Annotated in this window: 21 protein-coding genes; 13 read left to right on the top strand and 8 right to left on the bottom strand. The window is 70.7% G+C overall.

Going from position 1 to position 18,349, the window contains the following annotated elements; genetic code table 11:
• Positions 1-245 precede the first annotated feature (245 nt).
• Genes K8625_RS35815 through K8625_RS35805 form a run of 3 tightly spaced genes read right to left on the bottom strand, consistent with a single transcriptional unit; the run spans position 246 to position 1,810 of the window.
• On the bottom strand, positions 246-824 hold the full coding sequence (locus K8625_RS35815; RefSeq protein WP_223747714.1) for a hypothetical protein: 579 nt from the start codon (positions 822-824) through the stop codon (positions 246-248).
• Positions 825-878: 54 nt separating this feature from the next.
• Positions 879-1,409: a hypothetical protein gene (locus tag K8625_RS35810; RefSeq protein ID WP_223785203.1), complete on the bottom strand. Its 531-nt coding sequence runs from the start codon at positions 1,407-1,409 to the stop codon at positions 879-881.
• An 11-nt stretch (positions 1,410-1,420) separates the two neighbouring features.
• A complete protein-coding gene (locus tag K8625_RS35805) occupies positions 1,421-1,810 on the bottom strand; it encodes a hypothetical protein (protein ID WP_223747712.1) in 390 nt (129 codons plus the stop codon).
• 119 nt (positions 1,811-1,929) lie between these two features.
• Between K8625_RS35805 and thiS the strand changes: the two genes are divergently transcribed.
• From thiS to K8625_RS35775, 6 genes are all read left to right on the top strand, one after another.
• Complete coding sequence (gene thiS, locus K8625_RS35800) at positions 1,930-2,130, top strand: sulfur carrier protein ThiS (RefSeq protein ID WP_141324516.1); 201 nt, start codon at positions 1,930-1,932, stop codon at positions 2,128-2,130.
• A gap of 7 nt (positions 2,131-2,137) precedes the next feature.
• Positions 2,138-2,926, top strand: coding sequence for a thiazole synthase (locus K8625_RS35795; RefSeq protein ID WP_342742212.1), 789 nt, complete (start codon positions 2,138-2,140; stop codon positions 2,924-2,926).
• A gap of 29 nt (positions 2,927-2,955) precedes the next feature.
• Complete coding sequence (locus tag K8625_RS35790) at positions 2,956-3,591, top strand: thiamine phosphate synthase (RefSeq protein ID WP_223747711.1); 636 nt, start codon at positions 2,956-2,958, stop codon at positions 3,589-3,591.
• Positions 3,588-4,622 carry a hypothetical protein gene (locus K8625_RS35785; protein WP_223747710.1) on the top strand — a complete coding sequence of 345 codons (1,035 nt, stop codon included), beginning with the start codon at positions 3,588-3,590 and terminating at the stop codon, positions 4,620-4,622. Before K8625_RS35790 ends, K8625_RS35785 begins: the two co-directional genes overlap by 4 nt.
• A gap of 12 nt (positions 4,623-4,634) precedes the next feature.
• Complete coding sequence (locus K8625_RS35780; protein WP_370642013.1) at positions 4,635-5,540, top strand: DUF4129 domain-containing protein; 906 nt, start codon at positions 4,635-4,637, stop codon at positions 5,538-5,540.
• 220 nt (positions 5,541-5,760) lie between these two features.
• Entirely contained in the window at positions 5,761-6,945 is a 1,185-nt protein-coding gene (locus K8625_RS35775) for a DUF4350 domain-containing protein (RefSeq protein ID WP_223785202.1), read from the top strand.
• Between the two features lie 57 nt (positions 6,946-7,002).
• Here the strand turns inward: K8625_RS35775 and exoP are convergent, their stop codons facing one another.
• From exoP to exoL, 5 genes are all read right to left on the bottom strand, one after another.
• Positions 7,003-8,205 carry a spore coat polysaccharide biosynthesis glycosyltransferase ExoP gene (gene exoP / locus K8625_RS35770; RefSeq protein WP_141324511.1) on the bottom strand — a complete coding sequence of 401 codons (1,203 nt, stop codon included), beginning with the start codon at positions 8,203-8,205 and terminating at the stop codon, positions 7,003-7,005.
• Between the two features lie 63 nt (positions 8,206-8,268).
• A complete protein-coding gene (locus K8625_RS35765) occupies positions 8,269-9,330 on the bottom strand; it encodes a glycosyltransferase family 4 protein (RefSeq protein ID WP_223747708.1) in 1,062 nt (353 codons plus the stop codon).
• An 8-nt stretch (positions 9,331-9,338) separates the two neighbouring features.
• Positions 9,339-9,857 carry a serine O-acetyltransferase gene (locus K8625_RS35760; protein WP_046714337.1) on the bottom strand — a complete coding sequence of 173 codons (519 nt, stop codon included), beginning with the start codon at positions 9,855-9,857 and terminating at the stop codon, positions 9,339-9,341.
• 94 nt (positions 9,858-9,951) lie between these two features.
• Positions 9,952-11,472, bottom strand: coding sequence for a spore coat polysaccharide flippase ExoM (exoM, locus tag K8625_RS35755; protein ID WP_223747707.1), 1,521 nt, complete (start codon positions 11,470-11,472; stop codon positions 9,952-9,954).
• Entirely contained in the window at positions 11,469-12,569 is a 1,101-nt protein-coding gene (gene exoL / locus K8625_RS35750; protein WP_370640349.1) for a spore coat polysaccharide deacetylase ExoL, read from the bottom strand. Before exoL ends, exoM begins: the two co-directional genes overlap by 4 nt.
• Before the next feature lie 400 nt (positions 12,570-12,969).
• Between exoL and ccmA the strand changes: the two genes are divergently transcribed.
• The 7 genes from ccmA to K8625_RS35715 are packed head-to-tail and all read left to right on the top strand — an operon-like array spanning position 12,970 to position 18,311.
• On the top strand, positions 12,970-13,629 hold the full coding sequence (gene ccmA / locus K8625_RS35745) for a heme ABC exporter ATP-binding protein CcmA (RefSeq protein WP_223747706.1): 660 nt from the start codon (positions 12,970-12,972) through the stop codon (positions 13,627-13,629).
• Positions 13,630-13,670: 41 nt separating this feature from the next.
• On the top strand, positions 13,671-14,339 hold the full coding sequence (locus tag K8625_RS35740; RefSeq protein ID WP_141331437.1) for a heme exporter protein CcmB: 669 nt from the start codon (positions 13,671-13,673) through the stop codon (positions 14,337-14,339).
• A gap of 3 nt (positions 14,340-14,342) precedes the next feature.
• Entirely contained in the window at positions 14,343-15,059 is a 717-nt protein-coding gene (ccsA, locus tag K8625_RS35735; protein ID WP_223785201.1) for a cytochrome c biogenesis protein CcsA, read from the top strand.
• A gap of 2 nt (positions 15,060-15,061) precedes the next feature.
• A complete protein-coding gene (locus K8625_RS35730) occupies positions 15,062-15,244 on the top strand; it encodes a heme exporter protein CcmD (RefSeq protein WP_141331425.1) in 183 nt (60 codons plus the stop codon).
• A gap of 6 nt (positions 15,245-15,250) precedes the next feature.
• Positions 15,251-15,748 (top strand): cytochrome c maturation protein CcmE, encoded by a 498-nt coding sequence (locus tag K8625_RS35725; protein ID WP_223747704.1) that lies wholly within the window; start codon positions 15,251-15,253, stop codon positions 15,746-15,748.
• Positions 15,745-17,760 (top strand): heme lyase CcmF/NrfE family subunit, encoded by a 2,016-nt coding sequence (locus K8625_RS35720; protein ID WP_223785200.1) that lies wholly within the window; start codon positions 15,745-15,747, stop codon positions 17,758-17,760. The genes K8625_RS35725 and K8625_RS35720 overlap by 4 nt, the downstream gene beginning before the upstream one ends.
• Complete coding sequence (locus K8625_RS35715; RefSeq protein WP_223747702.1) at positions 17,757-18,311, top strand: TlpA disulfide reductase family protein; 555 nt, start codon at positions 17,757-17,759, stop codon at positions 18,309-18,311. The genes K8625_RS35720 and K8625_RS35715 overlap by 4 nt, the downstream gene beginning before the upstream one ends.
• The last annotated feature ends 38 nt before the right edge of the window (positions 18,312-18,349 follow it).

Raw genomic sequence — 18,349 nt, 5'->3', positions numbered from 1 at the left:
GCCCCTTTCGGTAGGCTGTCCGGAGTGAGTGTTCCCCGGTGTTGGACAGAAAGTGAGCGCTCCCCTCGAACTTGCACAGGGGTTGCGCACACGCGCGGGAGGACACAGGGGGCCCTCGGCGTGCGCCCGGGCCTTGCTCGCCCGGCCGCTCTGCGTGGGAACATTCCCCGACACGGCCCATCGGAGAGAAACGGATTGCCTCCTGAGAGGCGCCGGCTTCTCCCCGTGCTCCAGGCGCTGATGGACTACGGCCCCGCGTCGCCGCCAGCGTCCGGAGAACCGCCATCCGGCGCGCCGCCGCCCGCGTCGGCGTCATCGCAGAACGGAGCGCCGCCCTCCACCCAGCGGGCGACGAGGGCACGCTGCTCCGCCGTGGGCAACGGGACGGTGGTCGGCGAGGGCGGCATGTCCTGGAACACCGAAGTGCGCGCGCGGATTCTCTCCGCCTTCGCGAAAGCGCCCGGCAGTCCACCACCGTCCGCGCCGCCATCCGGCGCCACGTAGTAGTCCAGCCGGAACGAGGACTGGCCGCTGCCGCTGGTGTCCGCGCCGTGGCAGGTGCTCACGCAGCTGGCGGCGAGGATGGGCTGCACGTCGTCGCAGTACGTGGGCACCGGCCCCGCGTCGGTGGGGCCCGCGTCGGACCCGGGCAGGCCGAGCACCTCGCACGTGCGCCCCTGCCCCTGCCTCACCGCGACACAGACGTGCGTGTCGGGACAGTCGCCGGCCGTCTCGCACGTCTTGCCGGTGAAGTCCGCCACGTCGATGGTGCAGGCCACGAGGAGGGCGGCCGCGCCGGTGGCGCCCGCGAGGAGTTTCTTCATGTTGGGCTCGGGAGAAACCGGGGACGAAGGAAGCGAGGGGGAACGGCCGCGACGTCAGGGCCCGGCATCGGGGCTGTCACAGAAGGGAGCACCACCGGCCACCCAGCGCGCCACCAGGGCCCGCTCCTCGGCGGTGGGCTGGGTGACGCCGCTGCCCGAGGGAGGCATGTCCTTCAGGTCCGACGTGCGCACCCGGATGCGCAGCGCCTTGGCGCGCGCGCCCGGCGCGCCGTTGCCCGTGGGCTCGTAGTAGTCCAGCCGGAACGAGGACTGGCCGCTGCCGCTGGTGTCCGCGCCGTGGCAGGTGCTCACGCAGCTGGCGGCGAGGATGGGCGCCACGTCCTTGCAGTACGTGGGCACCGGCCCCGCGTCCGTGCCGCCGTCGGCCTCGGCGTAGCTGGGGGGATAGATGACCTCGCACGTGCGCTGGCCGTCGGCGGCCACGGCGGTGCAGGCATACGCGGAGGGGCACTCGGTGTCGTCCGTGCAGGCGCGCCCGGCGAGGTCGTCCACGTTGATGGAGCAGGCCACGGCCACCAGCACGGCACCGCAGGCCAGGAGGGGGACAGGAGAGCGGAGGGCCACGGGGGGCTCGGTCAGAAGTGGTAGGTGAGGCTGGCGGTGTCGGCGGCCTCGTCCGGGAGCAGCTCCAGCACCAGCCCGTACAGCACGGCGGCGCCCGCGGCGGCGTACATCAGGTTGGCCGCGGTGGACGCCGAGCGGGCGCGGTCCAGCGTGCTCCTCGCCTCCCGGGCGGACGACAGGCTCTGCGCGCGCTTGGCCTCTCCCTGCGCGAAGAAGCCCAGGCCCAGCCCCCCCACGGCCAGCACGCCGCCCGCGACGAAGGCATACCGGTGACCGTGCAGCAGGGGCTGGGGCGCGCGGACAGGGGCATCCAGGGTCGCGACGGGGTCCGCGGCGGCGGCGGTGACGGGCAGCCCGAGCGCGACGACGAGCGCGGTGGAGACAAGCCTGCTGGGAGCCATGAGCATGGCGCCGAGTATAGCGGTGACGCTGGCGGACGTACTGCCGGAGTGTGCGTTGACAGCACGAGAGGGCCCCTGTAGTGCGTGCCCGGGTCCCCATCGCAAGGAGCCGTGACGCCGTGCAGGTCTGGGTCAACGGAGAAACGCGCGAGGTGCCGGAGGCCATCACCCTCTCGGCGCTGCTGGAGTCGCTTCGGGTCGGCGGCCCGGGCGTGGCCGTGGAGGTGAACGCCGAGGTGGTGCGCCGCGCCCGCCACCCCGAGCACCGCCTCCAGCCGGGGGACCGCGTGGAGATCGTCACCTTCGTCGGCGGCGGGTAGCGAGGAGATGGCCATGAGCATCCAGGACAAGCCCTTCACCATCGCGGGGGTGACGTTCTCCTCCCGCCTCATCCTGGGGACCGGCAAGTACCCCAGTCACGCCATCATGAAGCAGTGCCACGAGTCCTCGGGCACGGAGATGGTCACGGTGGCCGTGCGCCGGCTGGACCTGAAGGCCACGGGCGAGGCGTCGCTCATGAGCTTCATCGACCGGCAGAAGCTGCGCCTGCTGCCCAACACGGCCCTCTGCTACACGGCCGACGACGCGGTGCGCACCTGCCGGCTCGCCGAGGAGCTGGGCATGAGCAAGTGGGTGAAGCTGGAGGTCCTCGGCGACGAGAAGACGCTCTACCCGGACGTCGAGGAGACGGTGAAGGCGGCGCGCATCCTGGTGAAGGAGGGCTTCACCGTGCTGCCCTACACCAGCGATGACCCCATCACCGCGCGCAAGCTGGAGGACGCGGGCTGCGCGGCGGTGATGCCGCTGGGCGCGCCCATCGGCAGCGGCCTGGGCATCCGCAACCCGCACAACCTGCGCCTCATCCTGGAGACGGTGAAGGTGCCCGTCATCGTCGACGCAGGCGTGGGCACCGCGTCCGACGCGGCCATCGCCATGGAGCTGGGCGTGGACGGCGTGCTGATGAACACCGCCATCGCCGGCGCGCAGGACCCGGTGCGCATGGCCGTGGCCATGAAGAAGGCCGTGGAGGCGGGCCGCGACGCGTACCTCGCCGGCCGCATCCCCCGGAAGGCCTACGGCTCCGCGTCCAGCCCCATCGACGGCATCGTCCAGTAGCCTTCTCCGCGGACGGACAGGACGCTCCCGTGGCGCCCACCCTCCCCCGGCTCGTCGTCATCACCGACTGGCGCCTTCCTCGGGGGCGCCTGCTGGAGGCGTTGTCCCGCGCGCTGGACGCGGGACCGGACGTCGCCGTGCAGCACCGCCATCCGGAGGCCACCTCGCGCGGGTTCCTCGAGGAGGCCCGGGTGCTCGCCGCGCTCTGCCATGCCCGGGGCAATCCGCTGTTCATCAACGGGCGGCTGGACGTGGCGCTGCTGGTGGACGCCCATCTGCACCTGCCCGCCCACGGGCTGCTGCCCGCGCAGGTCCGCCCTCGCCTGCCCGCGGGCCGACTCCTCAGCGTGGCCGTGCACGACGAGGCCGAGGCCCTGGATGCGAGCGGCGCCGACCTGGCCCTGGTGAGCCCCGTCCACGCGCCCGGCTCCAAGCCCGGGGATGCGCGGCGACCGCTCGGTCCCGAGGGGTTCCGTGCCCTGGCGGGCAGGCTCGGGTGCCCGGCGCTCGCGCTCGGGGGCATCACGAGCGAGCGGGCCCTTGCGCTGGAGGGCGCGGCGGGGGTGGCCGTCATCTCGGCGGTGCTGGAGGCGGAGGACCCGGCGCGCGCGGCGCGCACGCTGCTCGCGGCCTGCCCGCCCCGGGCTATGCTGCCGGTCCCGTGACTTCACCTGCCTCCGCATCCGCGCTGCGTCCCCTGGCCCTGGGGGAGCTCATCGACCGCTCCGTCACCTTCTGGCGCGGCCACCTCAAGCCCCTCTTCGTGCTCAGCCTGGGCTACTCGCTGGTCAACTACATCGCGACCAAGGGCGTGCTCCAGCTCACGCGGGTGCTGACGCCCATGCTGTACTCCCCCGACCAGCAGGTGCTGGCCCAGCAGAAGCCGTTCGAGATGCTGGGGCAGTCCGCCCTCGCCATGGTGCTGTGGGGCGGGATGTTCTCGTTCCTCATCTGGAGCTACTGGCTGGCGATGGTCGCCACCTCCCGCTTCGTGGTGTCCACGCAGCTCGGCACGCCGGTGAGCCCCGCGGACAGCCTGCGCCGCAGCCTCTCCATGGTGGGGCCGGTGACGGGGGCGTTCGTGTTGTCTTTGGGCTGGTCGCTGCTGGTGATGCTGGTGGCGTGTGTCCCCGGCATCATCGTGCTCGTCGTGGGCGGAGTCGTGTCGGCGATGGGCTCGCAGGCGCTGGGCGCGGTGGTGCTCATCCTGGGTGCGCTGGTGCTGGGCCTGGGCATGGTGGGTGCCATGCTCTGGTACTTCCTGCGCTTCCTGCTCTTGCCGCCGGTGCTGGCGATGGAGGACCTGGGCGCGTGGGCCGCCTTCCAGCGCTCGGGGACGCTGCTGTCGGGGCGCGTGGAGCCGGGCTTCATGGGGCGCGTGGTGGTGCGGGGGATGATTCTCTTCACCGTCGTCAGCCTCATCCTGTTCTCGGTGCACCTGCTGTTCGGCATCCCCTCCTGGCTGGTGATGCTGCCCTACGGCAACCCGTTCTCCGCGGACACCATCGCCCGCACGCCCCAGTGGCTGCTGGTGCCCGTCGAGCTGCTCCAGGTCATGGCCCAGTCCTTCTTCTCCCCCGTGAACTTCGTCGTCTGCGCGTTCTTCTACCTGGACCTGCGCGTGCGCCGGGAAGCCCTGGACCTGGAGCAGCGGCTGGGCGGTGATACCTCACCGACGTCGCCGCTCGCCGCCTGACCTCGCGCGCCCGTGTCCGTGTCCTTCCTGCCCTTGATGCTCCTGCTGACCGCGCTTCCCTGCGAGGAGCGGGAGGACACGGCGCGCTCGCTCGAGGAGGCGCTGCGCGCGGGCCCCTCCGAGGTGTCCGCGTCACTGGAGCGACTGGAGCGGAGGCTCGGGGGAATCCCGCTGCCTCCTGCACCCGAGGACGCGACGGATGCTCAGCGCGTCGAGCAGGTGACGGCGTTCCTCGAGCGCGCGTGTGGCTTGCGTGAACAGGAGGCCCGCTCCGGCGAGCCGGTGACGGAGTTGCCCGGGAGCGAGCAGCAGCGACTGAAGTCCGTGTTGGACCGGCCGGAGTTCGCTCGCGCGCGGCAGCGGCACGGAGATCTGGTGAAGCAGTGGCTGCGCAAGCTGGAGGCGTGGCTGGAGGGACTGTTCGAGTCGCGCGAGGCCCAGGGCTTCGCGGTGGCGACTCGCACGGTGATGCTGGGACTGGCGATGGCGCTCGTGCTGTGGGGCGTGCTGAAGGTTCGCGCCATGCGTCGGGGGCGCGCTCCGGGGCGAGCACAGGACGGTGTCGGGCCCGCGGCGCCGCTCGTGCTGGACGCGCCACCGGAGCACCTGCGACGCGCGCGCACGGCCCTGGCGAACGATTCACGCGAGGCGATTCGCGAGGCACTGCTGGCCATGCTGTCCGCGCTGGAGGAGCGCCGGCTGGCGCGCCCCGATCGCGTGAAGACGAACCGGGAGCTGGCTTCGGAGCTGCCGTCGCGAGGAGCTCCCGCCTCGCTCACCCAGGAGGTGGAGCGTCTGGTGGAGTGGTACGACCACGCCTTCTACTCCCTGTCCCCCGTCCCCGTGGACGAGGCCACGCGGTTCCTCGAAGCGGTGGAGCGGCTCCTCGGCACGCTCGGCGCGGAGGCGGCGGCATGAGATGGCCGACGACACGCAAGCTCGTTCCGGCGGCTGAAGCCGGACCTCTTTCGTCGCTGCGACCGCGTGACCTCGGCGGGTCGACGACACGCGACAGCCTCGCCGCTGAAGTCGGGAGCCTGTTTCATCCCGCGCGAAGTGCGCGTCCTCATTCCCCCTCTGCACGGCCCGGTGCCCGCTCCATCGCGGGCACCGCGCCTGGGGAGCAGGAGGTCACGCCGTGAAGAACGCACGGACGCTCATCGTCTTCGGGGTCCTCATCGCGATCGCGCTGGCGATGGGCCTGTCCACGCGCGCGGATGCGCCCGACTCGCCCGTTCCCTCCGTGGAGAACACGGGCCCCCAAGGCGCCCGCGCGCTCTACCTGTTCCTCCAAGAAGGAGGACGCGCGGTCAGCACGCACCTCGCCTCCCTGGAGTCACTCGCCGCCGACACCCGGACGCTCGTGCTGGCCTCCCCCATCGGCAGCCCCGTGACGGACGAGGAGGTACGCAAGGTCGAGCACTTCGTCGAGCAGGGCGGCACGCTCGTGTACCTGTCGACGCGCGAGCTCGGCATGCACCAGGCCGCGCTGGAGAAGTGGCTCCGTCTGGAGCCCGGTCCCCTGCTGCCCGCGAGCGAGCGCGGGCTCTCCACGGACCTCGCGGACGCGGGTGGAACCACGGTGGACGTGTGGCTGGGCGCGGGTCCCCTTCGCGGACTCAGCACGCTGCGCGTCTCCCAGGACCGCGGCATCCTCATGGAGCACCCGGACGCGATTCCGCTCGCGGGGCTCGGCGGCGCGGTGACGGTGTGGCGACGTGCGCTCGGACAGGGCGAGATCTACGTGCTCGCCGGAGCGGACCTCCTGGAGAACCGCCGCATCGAGCTGCTCGACAACGCGCGCTTCTGGAACGCGCTCGCGGCCCGGGGCCCGCTCGTCATCGACGAGCACCACCACCAGCTCGCGCCCCCGCCTCCGCTGTCGCGTGGCATCTGGGTCTTCGTCGCGCAGGTCCTGGTCGTCAGCGGCCTCTATGCGTTCTCACGCGGCACGCGCTTCGGCGCGCCGAGGCCGGAGCGGGAGGAGAAACACCGCTCCGCGCTGGAGTACGTGCGCAGCATGGGCTGGCTCATGCGACGCGCGAAGGTGGAGAAGTCCCTGCTCCCCGAGCTGGACACCTCCCTGCGTCAGCAGTTGCAGGAGCGCCTGGGCATCTCCCCCACCCTCGCCGACGCGGAGGCCGCGCGGCTCCTCGAACAGGACGGCGGCATCCCCGCGTCGCACTACCTGGACGCCAAGGCGGAGCTGAACCGACTGCTCGGACAAGCCACCGTCAAGCCCTCGGACTACGCGCGAGTGGCCCGCCTCTATGCGCACCTGGAGCGCACCGTGGCGGGCCGACAATCGCTCAGCCGCTCCTGAGTCCCGTCCTCACGTGGACACCGGGCGCGAGACCACCGCGCCCGGCAGCCCCGACACTCAGAGCGACTTGCCCGCGGCCACCATCGCCGTGCCCACGTGGTGACGAATCTCGTCCACGCGCGCGTCCCAGCTCTCGTTGAAGATCTTCTCCGCGCGCTCGCGGCTGGGGCCCGGGCCCTCCGCGAGGCACTCGTCCACCTTGGCCACGAAGTCCTCGGTGGACTTGGCGATCTTGCACAGGCCCACCTTGCGGACCTCCGGCAGGTCCGTGGACACCACCGGCAGACCCGAGGCCAGGTACTCGCGCACCTTCAGCGGGTTGGCGTTCAGCGTCAGCTCGCTGATCTTGAACGGCATCAGCGCCACGTCGAACGCGCGGCTGTAACCCGGCAGGTCCGCGTACGCCTTGCGGCCGAGCATGTGGATGTTCGGCTCCGCCCTCAGCCGGGAGTCATCGCAGTCCGGCGTCGTCTTGCCGATGATGACCACCGAGCCCTCGGGATGCGCGCGCGCCGTGGCGATGATGGCGTCCTGGTCCACCCAGTCCGCCACCAGCCCGAAGAAGCCGATGACCGGCTTGGGCAGGTTCGCGATGTCCGCGGGGATGACCGTCGTCGGATCACACGCCTTCACGAAGTGGCGGAAGTCCGTGCCGTGACGCACCAGCACCGTGCGCGGGTTGACGCGGGACTTGTTGTCCCTCAGGCGCTCGGCGGACGTGATGCACAGGTCCGCGCGACGCAGGAGCCGGTCCTCCAGCTCCGCGATGTGCCGGCCGTTGGTGTCGCTGAAGGCGGAGAACTCGTCCACGCAGTGGTAGACGACGAACTCCTCCCCCAGCGTGCCCGACACCGGCGCCGACGCGGGCAGGAAGCTCCAGGAGATGGGCCGCTGGAAGTTCAGCTGCTTCATCGCCCGGCGCACCTGCAGCCGGAGCAGCTCGCGGTTCGCCCCGCGCACCATCTCCGAGCCGTAGAACGGGATGGCCAGCGGCGACAGGACGTGGAGGTTGGGCTCCACCTCGCGCAGGCCCTGCGTGAAGCGCTCCAGCTTGGAGAAGATGCGCTTCACGTCGTGCGCGTTCGCCTTCGGCGCGCGGTTGCCGATGCTGTTCACCCAGAGGATGCGGTTGTCCCTGGAGAGGATCCGCATGATGTGGACCTTCGACAGCGGGTCGCCGTCCCAGTCGTTGGAGAACACCACCAGGTCGCGCCCTCGGAGCGCCCGGCGCGTCAAATCCAGGTCATCACTGCGACGCATCTCTCATCTCCCCTGTGTCTGAAGTCCTCGCGGGAGTCCCGCGAATCTCGTGTGAAGAACCGCTCATGCCGCGGGCGCCGCCTGCACGGGCGCGGACCGACGAGGCGCCAGCGCCTCGTACAGCTCCAGCAACACCGGCCCCACGTCGGGCGAGGCCACCTTCGCCGGCCCCGCCGCCACCGCCTCGCCGATGCTCGTCGCGAGCGACGCCGCGTCCCCCGCCCGGAACAGCCGCGTCCCCTCCGGCCGCGCGCAGACGTCGCTCGCCACGCAGGGCACGCCCAGGGCCAGCGACTCGCGCACGGAGATGGAGTCCCCGTCATGCGTCGTGGGCCGCAGGAAGACATCGCCGCGCGCGATGAGCCCCAACGCCGCGGGGTGGTCCAGCTCGCCCAGCACCTCGAGCTGCCCCGCCACGCCCAGCTCGCGCGCGTCGCGGATGAACTCCTCGGAGTCCGTCCCGGGGCCGAACAGCGCCAGCCCCACGTCCGGATGGGACTCCATCAACTTCCGCAGCGCCCGGAAGGCCACCTTGCGCCCGTACACGGGCGAGGGGTGGTGCGCCATCGTCAGCAACGGACGCCGCCGGGCCCGCGCGGCCTCCACCTTCACGGGCACCTCGCCCGCCTGCACCTGCGAGGCGCAGAAGGCGGGCTGCACCAGGACCTTCTCCGCCGGCACGCCGCACGACAGCAGCGCCTCACGCACCGCCAGCGAGACGGCGATGATGCGCGTGTAGCCCGCGAGCGCCACCCGGGCGAACGCGCGCCGCGCCGCGGACGCCGCCAGGTAGTCCGGCAAGAGCCCCGAGTGCAGCGTGATGAAGCGGGGCGCCCGACCCGCGGGCACCCCGGCCACCATGGCCGCGAGCAGCCAGGCCTTGGGGTTGTTCCCGCTGGTGTGGACATGCACCGTCCACCCCGAGGCGAGAAACCCGGTCAGCCTGAGGCCGAAGTGAGCGGGGCTTCGCACCGGGAGCACGTCCGGAACCGGCCGGCCGCCCTTCCCGATGTCCAGCACCTTCGCTTCGACCCCACGGCTGCGCAGGAACCGATGAAGTTGTTGAACGTGAATCGCCACGCCCCCGAACGGAGGCGGATGGTCTCCCACCAGGAGCACGCGCATGGCAGGCCCTAGCTCGGCACCGACGCCGAAGGAGGCACCGCCGACAGCGGCGAGCGACGCGGCAAGAGCCCCATCTCCCGCTGATACGTGGTCAGCGGATCCGGATCCTGCCGGATGACCCGCGCGGGGATGCCCGCCACCACCGAGCCCGGCGCCACGTCCTTGAGCACCACGGCGTTGGCGCCGATGACCGCGAAGTCACCGATGTGGATGTTGCCGAGAATCTTGGCGCCCGCGCCCACCCGCACGTAGTCGCCGATGATGGGCGCGCCCTCGATGCCCGAGCGTCCACCAATCGTCACCTGCTGCGAGATGAGGCAGTGGCGGCCGATCTTCGCCGCCTTGTGGATGACGACGCCGATTCCGCCGTAGCCCAGCTGCGTCCCCTCGCCGATGTCGGCCTCGTCCGGGACGTAGGAGCTGTGCAGGTAGTAGATGGCCTTGCGCAAGAGCGCGGGCAGCAACGGAACCTTCTTCAGCCGCAAACCGCGAGCCATCCGGTACAACGTCATCGCATCGACACCCATCCACGCCTCCCCTGACCCAACCTCGCGACGGGGAGCAACCTAGGTACCGTTCCCCCGAGAGGGAAGTAGGCCCCAGGCGCATCCCGACTTTTCCTCAGGCCGTCCTCCGGGGACGCAGGCCCGCGAGCACCGCCAGCGGCCGCACCCCCGCGACGTACAGCATCACCACGTAGCCCACCGAGAAGAGCACCCCGGCCACCGCCAGCGGCAGCACGCGCCAGAAGAAGCCCTGGGGCAGGTGCCCCCACGCCCCCTGCGCCGCCGCCCGGAGCACGAACACGGCCAGCCCCGCCGCCCCCGCCGCCAGCGACGCGCGCCCCAGCTCCCGCCACGGGATGACGTCCACCAGACGCAAGGAGCGTCGGGGCGTGGACAGCGCCGCCGGAATCCGGGTGAGCAGCAGCACCTTGCCCACCACCTCCGCCACCGCCCACGAGCCGATGCCGCCCAGCATCCCCAGGTGCTTCACGCCGAAGTACACCAGCGGCACCGTCACCGCCGCCTTCACCGCGTACGACACGAAGATGGCCCGCGTCAGCCCGCGCGCCCTGAGCGTCCCGTCCATGGGCAGGATGGAGAGCACCACCCCGAGCACGCTGATGCGGAACACGGGCACGGCCGGCAGGAACTTCTCGCCGAACAGCGCGCCGATGAACTCCGGCGCCGCCGCGAAGAGGAACGCCGCGAAGGGCAGGAACACGTACGCCAGCTTCCCCGCCGCCTCGCGGAACGCGTCCACGCCCTCCTCCAGGCGCCCTTCCCGCTCCAGCTCCCCCAGGCGCACCATCAGCACCTCGCTGGTGGGCGTGTAGAGCAGGTCCACCACCGGCAGCTGGAAGCAGCCCACGCGGTACAGCGCGTACATCGCCGGCGCCACCGCGCCCGCCACCATGTACAGGTGCGCGTTCTGCTGCGGAATCGCCAGGAACATCGCCGCGCCGAACGGCGCCGCGTACGCCAGCTGCGCGCGCAGCAGCGGCCCGCTCACCAGGGGCCCCGTGACACCGCGCAGACAGACGACCCACGTCGCCACGAAGCGCAGCGCCGTGAAGCCGCACACCGCCACCATCAGCCCATGCAACGAGAAGCCCAGCAGCGGCGGCAGCACCATCACCGAGGCCCGCACCGCGTCCGACACCAGGTACACCACGGCCGAGGCCTTGGTGCGCCCCTGCGCCGTGAGCGACACCTCCAGCGGGAAGCTGCCCAGCAGGAACGCCGTGTAGGCCGCCAGCTCCCAGCGGTAGTCGAGCAGCCGCGGGTTGGAGAACCACCCCGCAACCGGGCCCATCAACGCGAAGACGAGCAGCGCGCCCACCACGCCCGCGCCCGACATGAACAGCAGCGTCTGTCCCAGGTACGGCCGCTTCTCGCCGGTGCGCGGCAGGAAGTAGTACAGGCTCTGCACCACGCCGAACGGCAGCACGTAGTAGAGCGTCGTGGCGATGAGGAACAGCTGGTAGTACGTGCCGTACTCGTCCAGGTTCAGCACCCGGGCGAGCACGAGCGGAATGGACAGCGTCAGCCCGGCGGTGAACAGCCGGGCCAACACCAGGGGACCGGCGCGGCCGAGGAACGAGCCCCCCGCCGCCGCCGGTGATGCCGCTCCGCTCACGGAGCCTCCTTCAGGGCCGCTCCGTCGGGCGTCGCCAGCACGTTGCCCATCAGGCTGCCGCGGAAGGAGTGCGTCCTGCGCCCCGGCACCGGGCGGCTCACGCCGAGCAACCCGAAGCAGTCATCCAGCTGGCAGCCGGTGAGCGGCGACGAGTAGTCCCCGAGCATCCCCAGGCTGAAGTTCTCCCACAGCACCTTGCGCTTGAGGGTGAACGGGTCCCCGCCGATGCGGTTGGGCAGGTCCTCCGTCGTCACGCCCGAGCGGAAGCCGTTCGCGGCGAGCACGCGGATGACCTCGTCCGAGTACCACCCGTTGCAGTACGCGAAGTCGCGCACCTGGATGCCCACCTCCGCCTCGATGGTCCGCTTGGACTCGAGGATCTCCTGCTCCACCACCGCCTGCGGCTCCAGCGTCAACACCGTGTGCCCCAGCGTGTGCGCGCCGAACTCGAACCCGTCGCGCGCCATGCGGCGCACCTCGTCCCAGTTCATGACGTCGCCCTGCTCGGGCACCAGGTCCTGGCCACCGCCGAGCTGCTGCTCCAGCGCGTCGATGATGGCCGTCAGCACCCGCGTGGGGTGCTCCCCGATGAAGTCATCCAGCGCCGCGGACACCGTCTTCTGTCCGGAGAGGATGGGGCCCAGCAGCTCCATCGACGCCTCCGGCAGCGCCGCGTACACCGGGTGGTAGTGCCGCTCCTGCGCGCGCCTGAGCAGGTGGAAGAGGCGGTCATGGTTGAACCGCCGCTTCGTGCCGATGAACGCTGTTGGCAGATAGGTGATGGCCGGCACGCCCATCTGCTTCAGGATGGGGTACGCGTACCGGTACACGTCCCGGTACCCGTCGTCGAAGGTGATGACGCACAGGTCCTTCTTCGCCACCCTCCGGCCCGACATCACGTCCACCGCGTCGCCAATCGACGCCAGCTCGAAGCCGGCCGCCGAGGCCTCCTCGAGATGACGCCGGAACGTCTCCTGGCTGATGAGCAACCCCGGGATGGAGCGCTGGAGCTCCCCGGTGAAGTCGCTCACCACGCGGTGATAACTCACGATGAGGATGCGCCTGCCACCCGACTGCACCCTCCGATAGGCCGCCATCGCCCGACGCATGCCGCTGTAGTGCAGCACGCCAGCGGTCGCCGCCTTGACCGCCCTCCGCAAGACCCTCGCCGTTGCCATCACGCCCTCCGCGGAAAAGGAACCCCTGGCCCACGTTCCCCTCAGGGAACTTCCAACTCGCGCGGGAGCCATTGCAGGGGTGATGCCATAGCCGATTCAGGCGCCTGACGTCCGCGCTCGGGGGGACGCCCGGCGGGACGAGAGGGATGACGACGGCTGGACACGTTGCACCAGGGAAACACGGCGGACCACGCGGGCACACCGTGCCCCACCCATTGGAAAAACTTTCCTGTCTTCAGGGTCGCCCCACCCCTGGCCGGCCAGCCGCCCGGGTTTCACTGGATGACAGTTGCGATTCCGGATACGAACGAGCATCCCGATGACTCCCCACTCCGCCGCTGCCGCGCTCGCGTTGCATGACGTCAGCAAGCGCTATGGACGTCGCTGGGCGCTGGCGCGGCTGACGTACGCGCTCCCCGCCGGACGCTCATTGCTGCTCACCGGCCACAACGGCTCCGGAAAGACGACACTGTTGCGCATGCTCGCCACCGCGCTGAGCCCCACCGCGGGCCGCGTGGAGGTGCTGGGCAAGGACGCCGTCGTGCACCGCGACGAGCTGCGCCGCGACGTGGCGCTCCTGTCCCACGCCAGCTTCCTCTACGAGGACCTCACCGCGCACCAGAACCTCACCGTGCTGGCGCGGCTGCTGGGACACCCCTCGCCGAAGGACGCGGCGGAGGGCCTGCTCGCACGGGTGGGCCTGGGCAAGCGCTCGGACAACCCGGTGCGCGGCTTCAGCGCCGGCATGCGAAAGCGCCTGGCCATCGCCCGGCTGCTGATGAAGGCCCCGACGATCGCGCTGCTGGACGAGCCCTTCGGCGAGCTGGACCCGGAGGGCATCCGGGAGATGGAGGGCATCATCGCCCAGCTCAAGTCGGGCGGCGTCACGGTGGTGTTGGCGACGCACCTCATCGACCAGGGGCTGTCCCTGTGCGAGGAGCGCCTGCACCTGCAGGACGGACGGGCGGTGTCGGCGTGAATCTGCCAACAAGCCCCCAGCGCCCCCGGCCCCTCGGACTCATGGGCGCCACGCTGGCCCTCTTGCGCAAGGACCTGCTCATCGAGTGGCGCACCCGCGCGCGCCTCAACGCCATCGTCTTCTTCGCGCTGGCCACCCTGCTGATGTTCTCCTTCGCGCTGGGCCCGGACACGCGCCTGTTGGAGAAGAACGCCGGCGGCTACTTCTGGCTGGCCATCCTCTTCGCCAGCGTGCTCGCCCTGGGCGAGTCCTTCCGCGTCGAGTCCGAGAACGCCTGCATGGACGGCGTGCGGCTGGCCCCCGCGGACCCCCGCGCCATCTACCTGTCCAAGGCCCTGGGCAACGCGCTGCTCCTCGTCGCGCTGGGCATCCTGCTGTTGCCCGTCATGGTCGCCCTGTACGGCGTGCGGGTGGTCATGGGCGCGGTGGACCTGGGCAGTGTCCTGCTGCTCGGCAGCCTGGCCCTCAGCGCACCGGGGACGGTGTACGCCGCGATTTCCAGCAATGCCCGGGCAAGGGATGTGCTCCTGCCTCTGCTATTGTTCCCGCTGGTCATCCCTGCCCTGCTGTCCGCGGCCAAGGCGACCACCCTCGTATTGCAGGGAGACCCCATGAATCAGTTGGGCTCATGGCTGGGGCTTTTGCTCGGTTTCAATCTGATTTACTGGGGCGTGGGCTTCATGCTCTTCCCTCGCATCATCGAGGACTGACGGATGAACAAGCTCATCAAGTGGGGCCTCCCGGTGGTGGGCCTGGGCGTGCTCGCGGCGGGCTGGTGGTTGGGCCTGGCGTGGGCACCTCCGGACCGGGAGATGGGTGACGTGCAGCGCATCATGTACGTGCACGTGCCACTCCAGTGGGTGGCCATGCTGGCCATGTTCCTGAACTTCGTGATGGCGGTGGCGCACCTGCTCAAGTCGAAGCCGGGCTGGAAGCTGGACTCCCTGGCGGAGTCCTCGGCCGAGGTGGGGCTGGTGCTGGGCGCGCTGGGCATGGTGACCGGGGCCATCTGGGGCCGCCCGACGTGGGGCGTCTACTGGTCGTGGGACCCTCGCCTGACGTCGGAGGCCATCATGCTGGTGACGTACACCGGCTATCTGGTGCTGCGGCGCTTCGTGGAGGACCCCGACAAGCGCGCGACGTGGAGCGCGGTGGTGGCGATTCTTGGCGCCATCAACCTGCCCATCGTCTGGTTCTCGGTGCGCTGGTGGCGAAGCCTGCACCAGGTGCAGTCGAGCCCGAAGACGGTGGATCCGCAGATGGTGCTGCCCCTGCGCGTGGCGGCCATCGGCATGCTGATGGTCACCATCGCCCTGCTCATCCAGCGCTACCGCATCGCCCTGGCCGAGCGCCGGGCGGAGGTGGCCCTGCCGGACGCGCTGCCCGGTGCGGGCGCGCCGGATGTCCACAACACCCCGAAGGTGGCCTGACCATGACGACGCTGACGACGCTGGGAGTCCTCGCCCAGGCCGCGGGCCAGGTGGGAAGTGGCCGCATCCAGGGGGGCTGGGGCTATGTCTGGGCCTGCTACGGCATCACCGTGGCAGCGCTCGTGCTTTACTCGCTGTCCCTCTGGCTGCGCCGGCCCCAGGCCTCGCAGGACGCGAAGGAGTAAGTGGTCATGACGCCTGTCGCCCGTAATCGGATCTTCGCCCTGGGAGCGCTGCTGGTGGCCGCCGCTGGCCTGGGCTTCGTCGCCTTCGGCAACATCGGTGAGAACCTCGTCTACTACTGGAGCCCGTCGGAGATGCTGGCCCAGGGGGACAAGGCCTACACGGCCACCATCCGCCTGGGCGGCGTGGTGCAGCCGGGCAGCATCCAGTGGAACGCCGAGCACACCACCCTGCACTTCCGCGTCGCCAACGACGTGACGGAGGGCGCCGCCAGCGTGCTGGTGCGCTCCACGGAGACGCCGCCGCAGATGTTCCGCGACAAGATTGGCGTCGTGGTGGAGGGCACGTACGACGCCTCCGGCGTGTTCAGCTCCAACCGGCTGATGGTGAACCACTCGAACGAGTACCGCGCCCCCAAGGAGGGCGAGGACCCGAACAAGTGGCGTGAGACGCTGTCGGACAGCTCGACGACGGCGAGCGCGACGCCCGGAGCGGAGGCGCGGTGAACGGCTCGCTTGGATACGGACTGGTGCTCGGAGGGCTCGCGTTCGCGACCTTCGGCGCGCTGGTCGGCCTGGTCACGGGGCTGCGCCGCAGCGAGGCGGGCTTCCCGTGGGTGATGCGCGCGGTGTGGGGCTTCGCCGGCTGCATGATCGCCGCGAACCTGGTGATGGTGTACGCGCTCGTCTCGCACGACTTCAGCGTGAAGTACGTGGCGCAGGTGGGCAGCCGGGACACGCCGCTGCTCTACACGGTGGTGTCGCTGTGGAGCGCGCTGGAGGGGTCCATCCTCTTCTGGGGCTTCATCATGGGCGCGTACGTGGCGGCCTTCGCGTGGCTGCACCGCCGCGAGCACGCGCGCTACATGTCGCTGGCGCTGGGCACGATGCTGGCGGTGGGCGTGTTCTTCACGTTCCTCATCGCCGGCCCCGCCAACCCCTGGGGCGCCGTGTCGCCGGTGCCGCCGGACGGCCCGGGGCCCAATCCCCTGCTGCAGAACCACATCCTGATGGTCATCCACCCGCCCTTCCTCTACCTGGGCTACGTGGGCATGACGGTGCCGTTCGGCGTGGCGGTGGCGGGGCTTTTGCGCGGGGAGATTGGCGAGGCGTGGATGGCGCCCCTGCGGCGCTGGACGCTGGTCGCCTGGCTGTTCCTGTCCATCGGCATCATCCTCGGCGCGTGGTGGGCCTACGCGGTGCTCGGCTGGGGCGGCTACTGGGCGTGGGACCCGGTGGAGAACGCCAGCTTCCTGCCGTGGCTGACGGCCACCGCGTTCATGCACTCGACGATGGTGCAGGAGCGCAAGCGGATGCTGAAGCTGTGGACGCTGTCGCTCGCGCTGGCGTCCTTCGTGCTGACGATCCTGGGCACGTTCATGACGCGCTCGGGCATCTTCAACTCGGTGCACTCCTTCACCCAGTCGGACATCGGCCCCACGTTCCTGGTGTTCCTGGGCGTGCTGCTGGTGCTGTGCATCGGCCTGCTGGCGGTGCGCGGGCCGCTGCTGGTGCCGGAGGGCCGGATGAACTCGCTGGTGTCACGCGAGGCGAGCATCCTGGTCAACAACCTGGTGTTCGTGGCCATTACCTTCACCGTGTTGCTGGGCACGCTCTATCCGCTGGTGTCCGAGGCGGTGCGCGGCGTGCGCGTCAGCGTGGGTGAGCCGTACTTCAACAAGATGGCGGTGCCGGGCGGCATCGCGGTGCTGTTCCTGATGGGCGTGGGCCCGGTGCTGCCGTGGGGCACGCCGGACAAGGCCACGCTGCGTCGGCAGTTCATCATCCCCGCCGTGGTGGGGCTCATCGTCACCGCGGTGTGCTTCGCGGTGGGGCTGCGCGGCGTCTACCCGCTGCTCACCTTCGGGCTCGCGGGCTTCGTCACCGTCATCACGGTGCGCGAGCTGGTGGCGCCGGTGCGCGTGCGCATGTCGGAGCGCAAGGAGGGCCTGCTCACCGCGCTCGTCACCAGCGCCACCAAGGCGCAGCGCCGCTTCGGCGGCTACGTGGTGCACCTGGGCATCGTCCTCATCATCGTCGCGGTGGCCGCGTCGTCCGCGTACGTCAAGCACACGTCCGGCACGCTGAAGAAGGGCCAGACGATGCAGCTCGACGGCTACCAGCTGAAGTACCTGGGGCTGATGAGCGGCGAGGAGCCGCACCGCACCTTCGTCGCCGCGCGCGTGGAGGTGACGACGCCGGGTGGCGCCGTCACGGAGATGAAGCCCCGGCTCAACTACTACGAGCGGAGCACGGACCCCATCGGCACGCCCGCGGTGCGCGAGACGGCCGGCGAGGACTTCTACGTCTCGCTGATGGCGTTCTCCGAGCAGGCCGGCAACGCGAGCTTCAACGTCTGGGTCTTCCCGCTCGTGGGGTGGATCTGGTGGAGCATCCCGCTGCTGGTGCTGGGCACGCTCATCGCCATCTGGCCGCGGCGCAAGGCGGCGGTGGCGCTGTCGAGCGCGGAGGTGGGCGCGAGCCTCGCCGGGGGTGACGCGGAACGGGGGGCGGCATGAAGCGCTGGCGCTACACGCTGGGCTTCGTCGTCCTCTCCGTGGCGCTGCTCACGGTGCTCTACAAGGGCTTCGGGCGAAACCCGCACGAGGTGCCCTTCATGCTGACGGGCAAGCCCGCGCCGGACTTCGTGCTGCGCTCGTTGGACACCGGCGAGAAGGTGAGCCTGGCGGACCTGAAGGGCCGCCCGGTGGTCATCAACTTCTGGGCGTCGTGGTGCGGGCCGTGCCAGTACGAGCACCCGGTGCTCGAGTGGGGCCAGCGCGAGTACGGCTCGCAGGCGGTGTTCCTGGGCGTGGTGTTCGAGGACTCCGAGGACAACGCCCGCGCCTTCCTGCGGCGCCAGGGGTACAGCTTCCCGCAGCTCATCGACCCGCGCTCGCGCATGGCGGTGAGCTACGGCGTGGCGGGGGTGCCGGAGACGTACTTCATCGACCCGGCGGGCACCATCCGTGGCAAGCACGTGGGGCCCATCGACCCGGAGTCGCTCACCCGGCGCATCCGCGAGCTGACCACGGCGAGCCCGTCCGCCGCCGAGGCCCAGCGTCCGTAGGAGCTGCAACCGTCACCCGCGCTTCACCTGGGGCCTCT

This window comes from Myxococcus sp. AS-1-15 (assembly GCF_020037055.1).
Classification (GTDB): domain Bacteria; phylum Myxococcota; class Myxococcia; order Myxococcales; family Myxococcaceae; genus Myxococcus; species Myxococcus fulvus.
The sequence above is the reverse complement of the archived record's forward strand: the minus strand, read 5'-3'. Positions and strand labels throughout refer to the sequence as shown.

What these genes read in the sequence shown, in the direction of transcription:
- K8625_RS35815 (WP_223747714.1), bottom strand. Translation starts at nt 824, where the DNA reads ATGAAGAAACTCCTCGCGGGCGCCACCGGCGCGGCCGCCCTCCTCGTG.
- K8625_RS35805 (WP_223747712.1), bottom strand. Translation starts at nt 1,810, where the DNA reads ATGGCTCCCAGCAGGCTTGTCTCCACCGCGCTCGTCGTCGCGCTCGGG.
- K8625_RS35795 (WP_342742212.1), top strand. Translation starts at nt 2,138, where the DNA reads ATGGCCATGAGCATCCAGGACAAGCCCTTCACCATCGCGGGGGTGACG.
- exoP (WP_141324511.1), bottom strand. Translation starts at nt 8,205, where the DNA reads ATGCGTCGCAGTGATGACCTGGATTTGACGCGCCGGGCGCTCCGAGGG.
- K8625_RS35765 (WP_223747708.1), bottom strand. Translation starts at nt 9,330, where the DNA reads ATGCGCGTGCTCCTGGTGGGAGACCATCCGCCTCCGTTCGGGGGCGTG.
- K8625_RS35760 (WP_046714337.1), bottom strand. Translation starts at nt 9,857, where the DNA reads ATGGGTGTCGATGCGATGACGTTGTACCGGATGGCTCGCGGTTTGCGG.
- exoL (WP_370640349.1), bottom strand. Translation starts at nt 12,569, where the DNA reads ATGGCGGCCTATCGGAGGGTGCAGTCGGGTGGCAGGCGCATCCTCATC.
- ccmA (WP_223747706.1), top strand. Translation starts at nt 12,970, where the DNA reads ATGACTCCCCACTCCGCCGCTGCCGCGCTCGCGTTGCATGACGTCAGC.
- K8625_RS35740 (WP_141331437.1), top strand. Translation starts at nt 13,671, where the DNA reads ATGGGCGCCACGCTGGCCCTCTTGCGCAAGGACCTGCTCATCGAGTGG.
- ccsA (WP_223785201.1), top strand. Translation starts at nt 14,343, where the DNA reads ATGAACAAGCTCATCAAGTGGGGCCTCCCGGTGGTGGGCCTGGGCGTG.
- K8625_RS35730 (WP_141331425.1), top strand. Translation starts at nt 15,062, where the DNA reads ATGACGACGCTGACGACGCTGGGAGTCCTCGCCCAGGCCGCGGGCCAG.
- K8625_RS35725 (WP_223747704.1), top strand. Translation starts at nt 15,251, where the DNA reads ATGACGCCTGTCGCCCGTAATCGGATCTTCGCCCTGGGAGCGCTGCTG.
- K8625_RS35715 (WP_223747702.1), top strand. Translation starts at nt 17,757, where the DNA reads ATGAAGCGCTGGCGCTACACGCTGGGCTTCGTCGTCCTCTCCGTGGCG.